Raw genomic sequence first — 13,901 nt, forward strand, 5'->3', positions numbered from 1 at the left:
TGCTGATTGATTCAAGGCTGTCTTTTGGAGGCAGGCTTGAGCCGGGGAGATCTCACCGAAGCAGAATGGCGCATCTTGAACGATTTGCTGCCGATCGAGCGCAAGAACCGGGGTCGGGGCAGACCTCCGGAACAGAATCGTTTGATCATCAACGGCATACTCTGGCGGCTTCGGTGCGGTGCCCCGTGGCGCGACGTGCCTCCCAAATACGGCAACTGGAACACGATCTACCGGCGGTTTAGGCGCTGGAGCGAGGCTGGGGTCTGGGAGGCCGTTTCGGTCACGCTGGCCGAGATCATGGCGGACAGCGGCCACTACAGCATCGACAGCACCACGGTTCGCGCCCACGTCTCGGCAGCGGGCGGAAAAGGGGGGCTCATCGACGCGCACTTGGCCGCTCGCGGGGCGGGTTCACCAGTAAGCTTCACTGTCTGGCTGATGCCAGAGGACGACCGCTCGCGTTCCTCCTGACGGTCGGCGAGGCGGCAGACTGCAAAGCATATGACGCCCTGATCGGCTTGCCCGAGCGCGAACCGGTCGCCCTGCTTGCTGACAAGGGCTACGATGCTGATGCAATCCGTGCCGACCTTGCCCAACGGAAGATCAAGGCTGTCATTCCTGGTCGGTCAAACCGCCGCGTGAAAATTGAATATGACCGAGCGCTCTACAAGCAGCGCAACCGCATCGAACGCATGTTCGGTCATCTCAAGATCAACCGCGCCATCGCGACCCGCTACGATCAACTCGCCAACAGCTTCCTCGGCATGGTCCATCTCGCCACTGCCAGATACTGGCTCAAATTTGTCCACGCCGCCTAGTGAGGGAGACTTCACCGCTCATGCGGTCCCAGTGCGAAAAGTACATAAATTTTGGCATTCGTTTCGAGAGAATGTCTATCGCGCGCAGCGTGGCGTCACGATCGCGGAAGTCCCCAATAAGCGCGAACAGCGCGTCCTGCGCCGGCGTTCGTGTGGCTAACCCTTCCAGTGCCTCATAGGCTTTCAATGTGGTCCGCGCCTCACTCAGCACCGCTTTGTCGTCGGCGCCAAGTTCGGACCTTGAGATAAGATTCGCTAAAACCTTGGCCTCATTGATCGTAAGGGTCCACGTGGCCGCCGTTTCCTCGTAGCTCTTGGACACTTCGAAGGTGTTCGCCTGAATGACGTCGGTGCCGAGCTCGGCTTCGACCGCCGTCACGTCTGCTGGCTCGAGTTCCCAGGTCGCGGTCATGACCACGGCCTCATTTCCGTCGTGAATGTTGACATACTCAGCGAGATTCTTACGCGGATAATTGGTGATCTTATTGTATTGAGTGAAGCTGGGATCAGTCGACCGCAGACCTTCCAGCGCTTTCAAAAAGGCCGATTTTCCGGCCTCGTTTTTGCCTACTAGGCAAGTTGATTGGTCGATCTCCACAACGTTCGAGTCCAAGATGTTACGATAGTTAGTGGCGTGCGCGGTGATCAGCTTCACGGTCTCGGCTCTCCTGACAGCAAGGCGTAGAGCAACGGAATCTCGCCTTAACCAACGATAACAGATTGAACTGCATTGCTGTACAAATCAAGAACGCAAAACGCGTGCCTTCATGAAAGATGTATTTCGGGGTAAGCGCTTTGGGAGATTGCCTTAACAGTGCTGCTTTTTTAAGTATTTATTGGTCACTCCTGCCCTAAGCCGCCGTTCAATGAGACCGCCTGTAATGGCAGAAAAGTTCCAATTTCGGACATTGAAGCATTTGCTTCAGCCCCGGCTCCAATGACCTTTCAGACCCTGCCTACACCCCCCCCGTCACTTCCACCACATTGTCGTCCGAGTTGCGGTCGACGTATTTGTTATAGGGGTCGATGCCGGCGAAGGTGGGGGGTTTGGGGGTGATGATGCGGAGCTCCTGTTTGCCGGCGCGGATGGGGTGGCGTTCCATGAGGAGAACGTCGGTCTTGCCGAAGGCGCCCTGGCCGGGGCGTTTGGTGAAGAGGCCGATGTCGATGATGTCTGAAAGGGGGGCGGGGGTTTCCTTGCCCTGGCCGTCGGCGTGGGCCTTGGTGGCTTCGATGGTGATGCGGGTTTCGTAGGTGTTGTTGGGCAGCTTGCGGGTGGTGGCGTCGGTGGCCTTGAGGTCGAAGATGGTGATGCGCTCCATGAGGTCGGACACGAGCTGGCGTTCGGAGGGGGTGCGAGCGAGGGCTTTCAGGCCGTCGACCAGGATGGTGGAGCGGGGGTAGGGGGCGCCCTTGAAGCGGTGCTCATCGAGCAGGCGGGCGAGGAGGGCGTTGACGCGGTCCTCCCCCAGCCGATCGGCGAGGAGGTACATGACGACCGCGCCCTTGCGGTAGTGGATGTAGCCCTGGTTTTCGACGCGGTTCAGCGGCAGCTCCTCGATGGCTTCGCTGCCGCGCGAGCGGAGGTAGTTGTCGAGCTCGTATTTGAGGAAGCGGCGGATCTTGTCCGGCCCGTAGAGCTGCTTCATCACCATGAGGGCGCTGTATTGGGCGAGGGTTTCCGAGAGCAGGGTGCCGCCCTGCATGTCTGCGCCGAGCAGCTGGTGCGCCCAATATTGGTGGGCGACTTCGTGGGCGGTCACGTAGGTGACATAGTCGATCGAGTCTTCGTCGCCATTGTCGGCGAGGAAGCCGATGCCTTCGGAATAGGGCATGGTGCCGGCGAAGGCCTGGGCGAAGCTGGCGTAGCCGGGGAACTCGACAACGCGGGCGTGATCGAACTGGTAGGGGCCGAAGTTGGTGCGGTAATAGCCGAGCGAGGCCTTCATGGCGGCGAGCATGCGATCGGCGTTCCAGCCGTGGCGGGCATCGTGGAAGACGCTGAGCTTGACGCCATCGGCTTGCGCCGTCTTCTCTACATAGTCGGCGGACTGGACCGAGAAGAAGCTGAGGATCGGGCCCTTGGAGACGAAGGTGGCGGTGCGGCGGCCGCCGCTGGTGACGTCGGACGTGCGCACGCCGGGGGCCAGGGGGACCTGGCCGGCATCGGTGGAGAGGGTGATTTCGGCGGAGACCCAATCGGCGAAGCCGATGTAGCTGCGGCGGGTGGCGGACAGGTCTTCGAGCCTGGGGGGGCGAAGCTCGGCGGGGAGGCCATATTTGCGGCGCTTCACCCGGTCTTGCAGCAGGCCCGAACGGCCCATGCCGATGAGGGGAGCGAAATCCACGTTGTTGACGAAGCTGCCGTTGGCGACGAGGCCGGAATCATCGCCGTTGGCGGTGAAGCCCTGCTGCCAGCGGCGGGTGCGGAAGCTGATGGGGAGGGTGGCGCCCGGCGCCAGCGGGGTGGCCAGGCGGAAGATGTGATAGCCGAGGCGCTTGTCTTCGAGGGTGCGGGTGGCGCCGGGGATATCGAGTGCCAGAAGCTCGATGCGCGGATCGGTGATGCGGAGGTGGAGATCGGTGATGGGGGCGGTGCCGGGGTTGCTCAGGAGCATCTGGCCGCGGGCTTCGAGGCGGCGTTCGGCGGGGAAGAGATCGATGGCGAGCTTTATGTTGGTGGTGACGGGTTGGGCGAGGTTCTCGTATTTGAGGTAGGATTTTTCGAGATCGGCCTGCAGCAGCTCGAAATCGTCTTCGGTGCGGTAGGTGTTGAGGATGTTGGTGTTCCAGTAGATGAAGCTGCCGCTGGCGATGGCGACGAGCAGGCCGGCACCGGCGATGAGGCCGGGGGTGCCCATCAGGCCCGAGGGCAGGCGGCGGAGGCGGGGGGCAAGGCGGACTTCGGTGCCGCGGCGCCAGAGGAGATGCGCGGCGACGGCGAGGAGCAGGGCGACGGCACCCCAGTAGAGGCGGAGCCACCAGGCGGCGGGGCCGCCGAGCTGATCCCCGTTCATGTCGGAAAAGCGGACGCGGCCGGTTTCGCCGTAAAGGTAGAGCGGGTGTTCGAAGCCGAGGTTGGCGAGGGTGATGGTGGCGACGACGTAGAGCACCATCAATGCCCAGCCGACATATTTGTTGGGGCTGAGCGCCTGCACGAACACGGCGAGGACGGCGAGGAGCAGCATGTCGACGGTGCCGGGGAGGAGGTACCAGAGCAGCCATTGGCCGAAATCGATGGCGGCCGAGCCGCGGATGAGCTGGATGATGATGGCGGCGACCATGCCGGCGGCGAGGGTGGCCATGAGGACGCCGGCGACGGCGATGACCTTGGGGACGAGATAGGCCCAGCCGGGGAGCGGGGTGGAATCGATGATCTCGTGGAACTTGCGCTCGCGATCGCGCCAGACGAGCTCGCCGGAATAGTAGATGGCAATGATGATGGGGATGATGCCGAAGCTGCCGAACAGGGTTTCGACGAGCGCGAAGGTGGCGGGGCGCGAGGGGGTGCCGTAGATCTCGTTGGCGAACCAGAGCGCACCGCCGGCATTGAAGAGGCCGGCGAGAATGAGGACGATGAAGGCGGGGCTGCGGAACAGCATCTGCATTTCGAAGCGGGTGCGCGCCGACAGCCGGGCCCAGGCAGTGCCGGTGCTTTGGGTGGCGGGCAGGGTGGCGACGGTGACGGGGGCGACGGCGGCGAGTTTTGCCTCTTTTTTCGCGGCCTTGGCGGCGGCGCGTCTGGAGAGGCCGCGCTCGCCGAAGCGGAAGCGGGCGAGCGCGAGGCCGATGGCGGCAAGGGCGATGCCGAACCAGAGCGCGCGGTTGGCGAGCAGGCTGCCGTCGATGGGCGGGGTGAGGCTGTTCTGCTCAGTGGCGGTCCAGTAGCGGGTGGCGTTGCCGAAGGCTGCGAAGCCGAAGGGCTCGACGATGGCGGCGAGCTCGCGCAGCTCGGGCCTGGATTGCAGCACGCCGACGAGGACGAGATAGGCGATGAGGAACACGACGACGCCGAGATAGGAATAGAGCATCGAGCGGGTGAGCGTGGCGACGGCGAAGAAGATGCTGGCGGTGAGGAAGACGTTGGGGAGGGCGAGCACGCCATAGGCATAGGCATAATCGGCGAGGCGGTTGGGTCCGACGGTTTCGGAATCGACCCAGGGCATGAAGGAGCCGAGGACGATGGCGAGCGGCACGGCGAGGAAGGCGACGGCCGCAGCGATGCTCGCACCCGTGAAGCGGCCGATGAGATAATCGAAGCGGGACACGCGGGTGGAGCGCACCATCGGGCCGAAGCCGCTCTCGTCATCGCGAACGATGACATTGGCGACGAAGGCGGTGGTGACGAACATGAAGAAGATCGACAGCACCAGATGCACCTGGGCGATGGCGAAGGGGCTGTTGACCTTCACATTGCCGCCGCCGCCGATGGAGATTTCCTCGAGCGTGGTGGCGCCGAAGGTGAGCAGGAAGAACAGGATGCCGACGACCCAGAAGACCGGATTGCGGAACTGGTAGCGCAGCTCGAAGGCGGCGATGCTGGCGAACATCAGGCGGCCTTCAGGGCTGCACGGCTGCCGGCGAGGGTGGCGAAATACACGTCTTCGAGGCCGCCTTCCACCGCCTCGAAGCCGGCGCCGGGGTGCGCATCCGAGAGGACATGGATGACGGTGCGGCCGGCGAAGAGGCGGGTGCTGATGATGATGTGGCGCTCGGCCATCTCGGCCATGTCGGACCGGTCGATGGTGCGTGCCCAGACGGTGCCGCGGGCGCGGGTGATGAGATCCTGCGGCGCCCCTTCGAGCTGGATGCGGCCATCGGCGAGGACGGCCATGCGCGGGCAGAGATCCGCCACGTCATCGACGATATGGGTGGAGAGGATGATGACGACATTCTCCCCGATTTCGGCGAGCAGGTTGAGGAAGCGGTTTCGCTCCTCGGGGTCGAGGCCGGCGGTGGGCTCGTCGACGATGATGAGCTCGGGGTTGCCGATGAGCGCCTGGGCGATGCCGAAGCGCTGGCGCATGCCGCCCGAAAAGCCGGCGATGGCCTTGTTGCGGACGCTCCAGAGGTTGACCTGGACCAGCAGCGTCTCGACGGTGGCCCTGCGATCGGACGCCGATGCGATGCCCTTGAGGACGGCCATGTGATCGAGCATCGCATAGGCGCTGACACGCGGATAGACGCCGAAATCCTGCGGCAGATAGCCGAGGCGTTCGCGCAGCCGCGCAGGCTCGGCGATGATGTCGATATCGCCGAAGCGGATGGTGCCGCTGCTGGGCGTCTGCAGCGTGGCGATGGTGCGCATCAGGGTCGATTTGCCGGCGCCATTGGGGCCGAGCAGGCCGTACATGCCCTTGGGGATGGAGAGGGTCACGCCGTCGAGGGCGCGGGTGCCGTTGGGATAGACATGGCTGACGTCGACAAGTTCGAGCACCCCGGACTCCTGTGAAGAAGTGTATTGGCGTAGCAGAACACTTGATGCGGTCGCCCGTCAAGTCCCCGCAGCCGGTGACCGCCTGTCGCAGGAAATGCACCGAAGCGATTGTGCAGTGCCGCGAACACCTTTCATCCCGCGGCGCTTCCATGCTAGGCGGCACGGGCTTGATCGGCGGGCGATGATCGGGCGGGCTATGGAGCAGATTGATGGACGAGACACAGGTTCTGGCGAAGTTCCGCGACGTCTTTGCCGATGTGATGGACATCGATGACCCCGAGATCGGCATGGAGTCGACCGCCAAGGATTTCGAGGAGTGGGACAGCCTGTCCAACATCCGGCTGGTGGTGGCGGTCGAGCGGGCGTTCGGCACGCGCTTCTCCAATGCCGATATCGAGGGTTTTTCGTGCGTCGGCGATCTGGTGCGCGCACTTGTGGCGCGCGCCGGCTGATCGCACGAACGAGGGGCCTCGCCGATGCATTCCCCCACCACCGATCCGCTGGGCTTGCCGTGGCTGTTGCCGGCACCCGATGACGTGCGGGGGCAGGTGCGGGCGCTTGCCGGCAGCGCCGAGGCCATTGCGGCGCAGGCGCTGACGGGGCTTGCGGGTCATGCGCTCGACCTCGACCAGCTGACGAGCGTGGCGAAATTGCTCGACAAGGGGCGGTCGCGGATCGAGGCGGGGACGCTGACGCCGCTCAAACTCGCGCTTCTGCTCGATGGCACCGCCGATCATCTCGCTCCGGCGATCCGCGGCTCGGGGCTGCGGCACGGCTTGCTGATCGACTGCTGGGTGGCGCCCTATGGACAGGCGCTGGCGGAAGCGACGCGGCCCGGAAGCGACCTTAGCGCCAGCGGCGCGCAGATGGCGCTGGTGGCATCGGATTTCCGCAGCCTGGGGCTGGGGCGGCCGCATGTGGATGCGGGGGCGGCCGAAGACGCGGTGGCGGGGGCGCTGGCACGGATCGAGGCGATTGTCGGTGGGTTGGCGGGCCTAAAGATCACGCCGGTGCTGGCGACGGTGCCGGTGCCCGCCGGAAGCTGGATGGGCAGCTTCGATGCGCTGGCTCCCGGATCGCCCGCGGCGATGGTGGCGGCGTTCAATGTGCGGCTGGCGGCCCTTGCGCAGGCGCGTGGCGCGCTGCTGTTCGATGCGGCGCGGGTGGCCGCCCTTGCCGGGCATGGCCGCTGGTTCGATGACGGCTTGTGGAACCGCTCGAAGATTCCGTTTGCGCTCGATGCGGTGCCGCTGTGGGCGGACCATGTGGCGCGGCTGCTGGGCGCGGCGCGCGGCAAGGCACGCAAGTGCCTGGTGCTCGACCTCGACAACACGCTGTGGGGCGGGATCATCGGCGATGACGGGCTGGAGGGGATCAAGCTCGGACAGGGATCGTCCGACGGCGAGGCGCATCTGGCGGTGCAGGCGATGGCGCTCGACCTGAAGGCGCGCGGGGTGGTGCTGGCGGTGGTTTCCAAGAACGAGGAGGCGGCAGCGCGGCTGCCGTTCCAGAAACACCCCGAGATGCTGCTGCGCGAGGCGGACATTGCGGTGTTCATCGCCAACTGGAATGACAAGGCGACCAACATCGCGCATGTGGCGACGACGCTGAACATCGGCGTCGATGCCCTGCTGTTCCTCGATGACAATCCCGCCGAACGGGCGCGGGTGCGGCAGATGCTGCCGCAGGTGGCGGTGCCCGAAGTGCCGGCCGACCCGTCGCTCTATCCGATGATGGTGATGGGATCGGGCTGGTTCGATGCGGTGGCGCTTTCGGACGATGACCTGAAGCGTGCCGAGCAGTATCGCGCCAATGCCGAGCGCAGCGTGGCGCTGCAGCAGATCGGCGATTATGACGATTATCTGGCCTCGCTCGACATGGCGTGCGAGCTTTCGCGCTTCGATGCGATCGGGCGGGCGCGGATTGCGCAGCTCATCAACAAGTCCAACCAGTTCAACCTGACGACGCGGCGCTACACCGAGGCCGAGGTGGCGGTGGCAGAGGCCGACGATCAGGTGTTCGACCTGCAGGTGCGGCTGGTCGATCGGTTCGGGGACAATGGCATGATTTCGGTGGTGATCGCCAAGGCTGCGGGGGACGAGTGGCTGATCGACACCTGGCTGATGAGCTGCCGGGTGCTGGGGCGGCGGGTCGAGGAGGCAGTGCTGGCGAGCCTGGTGCAAGGTGCGCGCGGCGCAGGGGCTGTGCGGCTGGTGGGCGAATGGCTGCCGAGCCCGAAGAACGCGATGGTCGAACGGCACTACGAGAAGCTGGGGTTCAAGGCGGCCGGCGCACTCGAAGGCGGCGGCACGCGCTGGGTGCTGGAACTGGCGGACCATGTGCAGCCGAAGCTGCCGATGGCGCTGAGCGGCGACCGGAGCTTTGCTGCGTGAGGGCTGTGTGCAGCAGTTTTGCGGGTGGTGTGCGCGGGGCTTCTGCCTGCCGCCGCGCGCTGTTCTGACGATCCGGCGCAATGCTGTTCAACTCGCTCCAGTTCTTGCTGCTGTTCCTGCCGGTGACGCTGGCGGGGTTCTACCTGCTGCTCCACTTCGGCAAGCGGGACTGGATCTATGCCTGGCTGGTGGGCGCCAGCCTGATTTTCTATGCGGTGTGGAACCCGCCCTATGTGGCGCTGCTGGTGCTTTCGATGGTGGGCAACCATGCGCTCGCCAGGCAGATCGAGCGACTGCGGCCGGTTCGGCCGTCGGCGGCGAGTGCGGCGCTGTATCTTGGCGTCGCGGTGAATGTGGGGCTGTTGATCTACTACAAATACGCCAACTTCTTCCTCGACATCACCAACAGCGTCGCCGACACCGACTGGACGCTGCACAAGATCATCCTGCCGCTGGCGATCTCCTTCTACACGCTGCAGCAGGTGGCGTTTCTCGTCGATGTCGCGCGCGGCGATGTGAAGACGACGAGCCTGGCGCGCTATGCGACCTTCGTCATCTTCTTCCCGCAGCTCATCGCCGGGCCGATCGTGCATTACCGCGAGATGATGCCGCAGTTCTTCGGACGGGCGGCGGGGCGCTTTGCCAGCGCCAACATCATGGTGGGGCTGGTGATCTTCGCGATCGGGCTGTTCAAGAAGACGGTGATTGCCGACACGGCGGCCGGCTTCTCCACACCGATCTTCACCGCGGCGCGGATCGGCGCTGACATCGGGCTCGTCGATGGCTGGACGGCGGTGTTCTGCTACACCATCCAGCTCTATTTCGATTTTTCGGGCTATTCCGACATGGCGGTGGGGCTGGCGCGGATGTTCGGCATCATCCTGCCGATGAACTTCCACTCGCCGCTGCGCGCCGGGTCGATCATCGACTATTGGCGGCGCTGGCACATGACGCTGCAGCGCTTCATCGTGGCGTATATCTTCCAGCCGATCGTGCTGCCGCTCGCCCGGCTGGCGGCGCAGTGGGGGCTGGGCAAGTGGCAGGGCTTTGCGCTCGCCACGGTGCTGCCGACGATGCTCTCCTTCATCATCAGCGGGCTCTGGCACGGGGCGGCCTGGACCTTCGTGCTGTGGGGGATGATGCACGGCGTGTATGTGGCGGTGAACGAATTCTGGCGGCAGTATCGGCGCAAGGCACGACGCAAGGCGCCGCCGGGGCGTGGTGACGTGGTGCTTTATTATGTGATCACGCTGCTTGCGGTGCTGTTTGCCAATGTGATGTTCCGCGCCGAGGGCGTGGGCTCCGCGCTTGCGGTGTGGGGCGGGATGCTGCGGCTCGACCAGCTGGCGAGCCTTGGCGATTTCGTGCCGATGTCGCTGGCGGAGGTGTTTTCGAAGCCGCTGGTGCTGATCGTGATCGGCATGGCGCTCATCGCCTTCTTCCCCAACACCCAGCAGTTGATGACGCGGTATCGGCCGGTGCTGGAATGGGATGTGTGGAAGCGCGTGGCGCCGCCGGTGATCAGCCTGACGTGGCGGCCGACGCTCGTGTGGGCGGTCGCGACCGGGCTTGTGCTGATGCTGGGGACGGTGTTCATCCTGCGCGGCCAGTCCGAATTCATCTATTTCAACTTCTGACGGGATGTTTGCTTGAGCCGGCCGATGCGTCTTGCCCCCTTTGTCCTGGTGATGCTGGCCAGCATCCTGGCCGGCTATGCGGCGCTGGCGGCGTTTCCGCACGATCCGTACATCCGCTACCAATCGTTCAAGGGAACGATCTTCGGGCGGCTGACGTGGATCTATGATCGTATCCACCATGATGTGGCTCCGATCGATGTGGTGGTGCTCGGCTCGTCGCGCAGCGGGGCGGCGGTGGTGCCGCCGCTGCTGGAAGAGGCGCTGGCGGCGCGCTGCGGCCGGCCGATCAAGGTGGCCAATTTCGCGCTGCCGGCCTCGGGCATGGACATCAGGCTGACGCTGCTCGACGAGCTGCTGGAGACCAAGCGGCCGCGGCTGGTGGTGTTCGACACGGTGGAGCGGCTGCCGCGCGACGGGCACCAGGCCTTTGCCGACCTGGCGCGAACCTCGGAAGTGCTGGGCAGCCCGTTGCTGATCAATCGCAACCTGCCGTCCAACCTGATCCGCCTGCCGGTGCGGCAGGTGCAGCTGGCGGCCGCCACGCTGGCGCCGACGGCGTTTGGCTACACCGGCAGCTTCATCCCCGAAAATTATGCCGGCACGACGATCCGGATCGAGCCCGCCGATATTCTGGACAACTACCGACTGCCGCGGGCCGACATGACACCGCAGGAGCATGCAGCGCTGCTCGACGCGGACTCGGCACGGCGGCTGGCCGGGCTGACGCCGCCGCTGTTCGGCGGCAGCATCGCCCCGCTCGAATTCGGGGTGTCACGCCATTATGTGCGTGCGGTGCATGACCGGGCGCGAGCCTCGGGGGCGCGCTTCGCCATCCTGTTCTTCCCCTTCTACAAGGGCCCTGCGGCGCCGCTCGACCGCGATTGGCTCGAGGGCGTGGCGCCGGTCTGGTCCGTGCCCGGGGTTTCGGGGGATCCGGCGAATTATATCGACACGGCGCATCTGGGGCGCAAGCCGCAGGCGCAGGTGCAGGCGTGGCTGGCGGACCGGATTGCCGGGGAGCTGGGCTGCAAGGCTGGTTGATGCGGGCGGTGCGGCGCATCCTGCTCGTGCTGCTGGCAATGCTGGTGGTGGCGGCGATCGGGCTTGCGGCGCTGGCCGCGACGACGCCGGGGGGCATGCAGCAGGCGATGCGCGACGTCCGCCGTGGGGTGCGCGAGACGCTGGGGCTGCCGAAATTCTGGTATGATGTGCGCAAGGTGGCGAAGGCGAGCGGGGCCGCGGTGGCGTGCCCCGACCCGGCGGTGACGCTGACGATCGTGACGGGGGGACAGTCCAATTCCGGCAATTCGGTGGAGGGGCGCACCGCCTCCGACCCGGGGGAGCAGCTGTTCGTGTTCGACGCCGGCAAATGCTTTGTGGCGGCGGACCCGATGGCCGGTGCTTCGGGCAAGCGCGGCAGCCTGTGGCCCGACCTTGGCCGGCGGCTGCATGCGGCCACCGGGCGGCCGGTGCTGTTCATCAACGGCGGCATCGGCGGCTTCCAGGTGGCGGACTGGCTCGACCGGCGCTCGGGCTATTGGGACAATCTGGCGGGGCGGGTTGCGGCGGCGCGGCAGCTCGGGTTCGAGCCGGGCTGGATCTTGTGGCACCAGGGCGAGACCGATGCTTCCACCGGGATTTCGCCCGAACGCTTCGAGCGCGAGCTGGGGCAGCTGACGCGCGACCTGCTTGCGGCCGCACCGCGGGCGAAGCTCTACCTGTTCCAGACGACGCTGTGCTCGAGCCCGCGCAACCTGGCCGGGGTGCCGCCGCTGCGTGCCGTGCAACAGGCGATTGCCGATGCGAACCCGCGGATCGTGGCGGGGCTGAACACCGATACCCTCGATGGGCGCTACCGCTGGGATGGCTGCCATTTCAACGCCGCCGGGCGCGATGCGATCAATGCCGAAGTGGCGCGGGATCTGCTGGCGGCGGGGTAGAGGTGAAGCACAAGGGCCTCCGGCGGCTGGGGCCTCAGGCCCCAGACCCCGTTTTGGGGCCTGCGCCCGCATTGATGCTGCCGGACCTGGCGATGACCAGCAATTGGGGTCTGGGGCCCGAGGCCCCAGCCGCCGGAGGCCTCACTTTACCGGAACGGCGGCTCGTCGAAGGCGCGGAGTTTGCGGGAGTGGAGTTCGGGGCCTTCCTGCATCAGGAGGCGCACGGCTTCGATGCCGATGTGGAGGTGTTCGGAGATGGCGCCTTCGTAGAAGCGGTTGGCCTGGCCGGGGAGCTTGATCTCGCCGTGGAGGGGCTTGTCGGAGACGCAGAGGAGGGTGCCGTAGGGGACGCGGAAGCGATAGCCCTGGGCAGCAATGGTGGCGCTTTCCATGTCCACGGCGACGGCGCGGGACTGGTTGAAGCGGAGTGCGGAGCGGCTGAAGCGCAGCTCCCAGTTGCGATCGTCGGTGGTGACGACGGTGCCGGTGCGCAGGCGCGGCTTGAGGGCGCCGCCTTCGGCGCCGGTGACGGATTCGGCGGCGGTCTGCAGCGCTTTCTGGACTTCGGAGAGGGCGGGAATGGGGATTTCCGGCGGCAGCACGTCATCGAGGACATGATCATCGCGGAGATAGGCGTGGGCGAGGACATAATCGCCGATGCGCTGCGAGGGGCGCAGGCCGCCGCAATGGCCGATCATCAGCCAGGCTTCGGGGCGGAGCACGGCAAGGTGATCGCAGATCGTCTTGGCGTTGGCGGGGCCGACGCCGATGTTGACGAGGGTAATGCCGTTGCCGTTCGGGCCGATGAGGTGCCAGGCGGGCATCTGGAAGCGGCGCCAGGCGGAATCGCTGGCGGCGAGCTCCTCGGCGCTGCTGGCGGCGAGGATATCATGGCCTCCGGGGGCGGCGAGGCGCGAATAGGTGCCATTGGCGAGCTCGCCGCCGGCCCAGCGCACGAACTCGTCGACATAGCGGTGATAGTTGGTGAGCAGGATGTAGCGCTGGAAATCTTCGGGCGCGGTGCCGGTATAGTGCTTGAGGCGGGCGAGGCTGAAATCGGTGCGCGGGCCATCGAAGAGCGCGAGCGGGCTGGCATCGGAGAGGCGGGGATCCCATAGCCCGTCTGCCAGCTCGTCGCCGATCTGGGCGAGATCGGTGGTGGGGAAGAAGCGGGCGAGCGCTGTCGCGGCGACGGTATCGAGCTTGAGATCGGCGCCGTCGAGGACATAGGGATAGGGGATTTCGACGGTGGAGCGGCCGGTTTCGACGTCGATGTCGTAATCGGCCATCAGCAGGCTGAGCTGCTCGATGAGGTAATCGCGGAACATCGCCGGGCGGGTGATGGTGCTGGCGTAGAGGCCGGGGCGGTTGATGCGGGCGAAGGCGCGCACCGGGCGGGGCTGCGCCGGCCTGGCGCCGTCGGCGCCGCGGGTGCTGATGCGCAGCTCGGGATAGGCCCAGTCGCCGCGCACGCGGGCGGCGGGATCGGGCGGGGTGCCGGTCTCGATGAAGTCGGCCAGGGCGGCGCGCAGGGCGGCGGTGGCGGCGGCGTGGATCGCCACGAGTTGATCGACAAGGCGCTCCGGGGTGAGTGTTTCCGGGGTGGGGGCGGGTTCTGGGGTTTGGTCCGACATGCCGCAGCCCTTTGCCTTATCCGGGCGCGATAGGCTAGGGCA

General features: G+C 65.8%; 10 protein-coding genes. 6 read left to right on the top strand and 4 right to left on the bottom strand.

Annotated features, from left to right (window positions below; translation table 11 throughout):
- The first annotated feature begins 36 nt into the window (after window positions 1-36).
- A protein-coding gene (locus FHS79_RS05065; RefSeq protein WP_243452669.1) for an IS5 family transposase occupies window positions 37-818 on the top strand; the annotation gives its coding sequence in 2 pieces (ribosomal slippage) (window positions 37-376 and window positions 376-818; 783 coding nt in all).
- On the opposite strand, the gene FHS79_RS05070 is transcribed toward FHS79_RS05065, so the two are convergent.
- The 3 genes from FHS79_RS05070 to FHS79_RS05080 all read right to left on the bottom strand — a co-directional run bounded on the left by FHS79_RS05070 (window position 796) and on the right by FHS79_RS05080 (window position 6,255).
- On the bottom strand, window positions 796-1,473 hold the full coding sequence (locus tag FHS79_RS05070; RefSeq protein WP_184196359.1) for an AAA family ATPase: 678 nt from the start codon (window positions 1,471-1,473) through the stop codon (window positions 796-798). The two genes, FHS79_RS05065 and FHS79_RS05070, sit on opposite strands and share 23 nt — an antisense overlap.
- Window positions 1,474-1,774: 301 nt before the next feature.
- Complete coding sequence (locus tag FHS79_RS05075; protein WP_184196362.1) at window positions 1,775-5,368, bottom strand: ABC transporter permease/M1 family aminopeptidase; 3,594 nt, start codon at window positions 5,366-5,368, stop codon at window positions 1,775-1,777.
- Window positions 5,368-6,255: an ABC transporter ATP-binding protein gene (locus FHS79_RS05080; RefSeq protein WP_184196365.1), complete on the bottom strand. Its 888-nt coding sequence runs from the start codon at window positions 6,253-6,255 to the stop codon at window positions 5,368-5,370. Before FHS79_RS05080 ends, FHS79_RS05075 begins: the two co-directional genes overlap by 1 nt.
- 209 nt (window positions 6,256-6,464) lie before the next feature.
- Between FHS79_RS05080 and FHS79_RS05085 the strand changes: the two genes are divergently transcribed.
- The 5 genes from FHS79_RS05085 to FHS79_RS05105 all read left to right on the top strand — a co-directional run bounded on the left by FHS79_RS05085 (window position 6,465) and on the right by FHS79_RS05105 (window position 12,225).
- Window positions 6,465-6,707 (top strand): acyl carrier protein, encoded by a 243-nt coding sequence (locus FHS79_RS05085; protein ID WP_184196368.1) that lies wholly within the window; start codon window positions 6,465-6,467, stop codon window positions 6,705-6,707.
- 24 nt (window positions 6,708-6,731) lie between these two features.
- Window positions 6,732-8,648, top strand: a complete 1,917-nt coding sequence (locus FHS79_RS05090; protein WP_184196371.1) for an HAD-IIIC family phosphatase — start codon at window positions 6,732-6,734, stop codon at window positions 8,646-8,648.
- 80 nt (window positions 8,649-8,728) lie between these two features.
- The gene (locus tag FHS79_RS05095) at window positions 8,729-10,285 is read left to right on the top strand and encodes an MBOAT family O-acyltransferase (protein ID WP_184196374.1); all 1,557 of its coding nucleotides are present in this window, start codon (window positions 8,729-8,731) and stop codon (window positions 10,283-10,285) included.
- A 24-nt stretch (window positions 10,286-10,309) separates the two neighbouring features.
- Window positions 10,310-11,326, top strand: coding sequence for a hypothetical protein (locus FHS79_RS05100; protein ID WP_184196377.1), 1,017 nt, complete (start codon window positions 10,310-10,312; stop codon window positions 11,324-11,326).
- Window positions 11,326-12,225, top strand: coding sequence for an SGNH/GDSL hydrolase family protein (locus tag FHS79_RS05105; RefSeq protein ID WP_184196380.1), 900 nt, complete (start codon window positions 11,326-11,328; stop codon window positions 12,223-12,225). Before FHS79_RS05100 ends, FHS79_RS05105 begins: the two co-directional genes overlap by 1 nt.
- A gap of 146 nt (window positions 12,226-12,371) precedes the next feature.
- On the opposite strand, the gene FHS79_RS05110 is transcribed toward FHS79_RS05105, so the two are convergent.
- Window positions 12,372-13,859, bottom strand: coding sequence for an AMP nucleosidase (locus tag FHS79_RS05110; RefSeq protein WP_184196383.1), 1,488 nt, complete (start codon window positions 13,857-13,859; stop codon window positions 12,372-12,374).
- Window positions 13,860-13,901: the final 42 nt, after the last annotated feature.

This window comes from Polymorphobacter multimanifer (assembly GCF_014205635.1).
GTDB lineage: Bacteria > Pseudomonadota > Alphaproteobacteria > Sphingomonadales > Sphingomonadaceae > Sandarakinorhabdus > Sandarakinorhabdus multimanifer.

Coding starts and splice junctions, on each gene's coding strand:
- FHS79_RS05105 (WP_184196380.1), top strand. CDS start 11,326: ATGCGGGCGGTGCGGCGCATCCTGCTCGTGCTGCTGGCAATGCTGGTG.
- FHS79_RS05100 (WP_184196377.1), top strand. CDS start 10,310: ATGCGTCTTGCCCCCTTTGTCCTGGTGATGCTGGCCAGCATCCTGGCC.
- FHS79_RS05095 (WP_184196374.1), top strand. CDS start 8,729: ATGCTGTTCAACTCGCTCCAGTTCTTGCTGCTGTTCCTGCCGGTGACG.
- FHS79_RS05085 (WP_184196368.1), top strand. CDS start 6,465: ATGGACGAGACACAGGTTCTGGCGAAGTTCCGCGACGTCTTTGCCGAT.
- FHS79_RS05090 (WP_184196371.1), top strand. CDS start 6,732: ATGCATTCCCCCACCACCGATCCGCTGGGCTTGCCGTGGCTGTTGCCG.
- FHS79_RS05110 (WP_184196383.1), bottom strand. CDS start 13,859: ATGTCGGACCAAACCCCAGAACCCGCCCCCACCCCGGAAACACTCACC.
- FHS79_RS05075 (WP_184196362.1), bottom strand. CDS start 5,368: ATGTTCGCCAGCATCGCCGCCTTCGAGCTGCGCTACCAGTTCCGCAAT.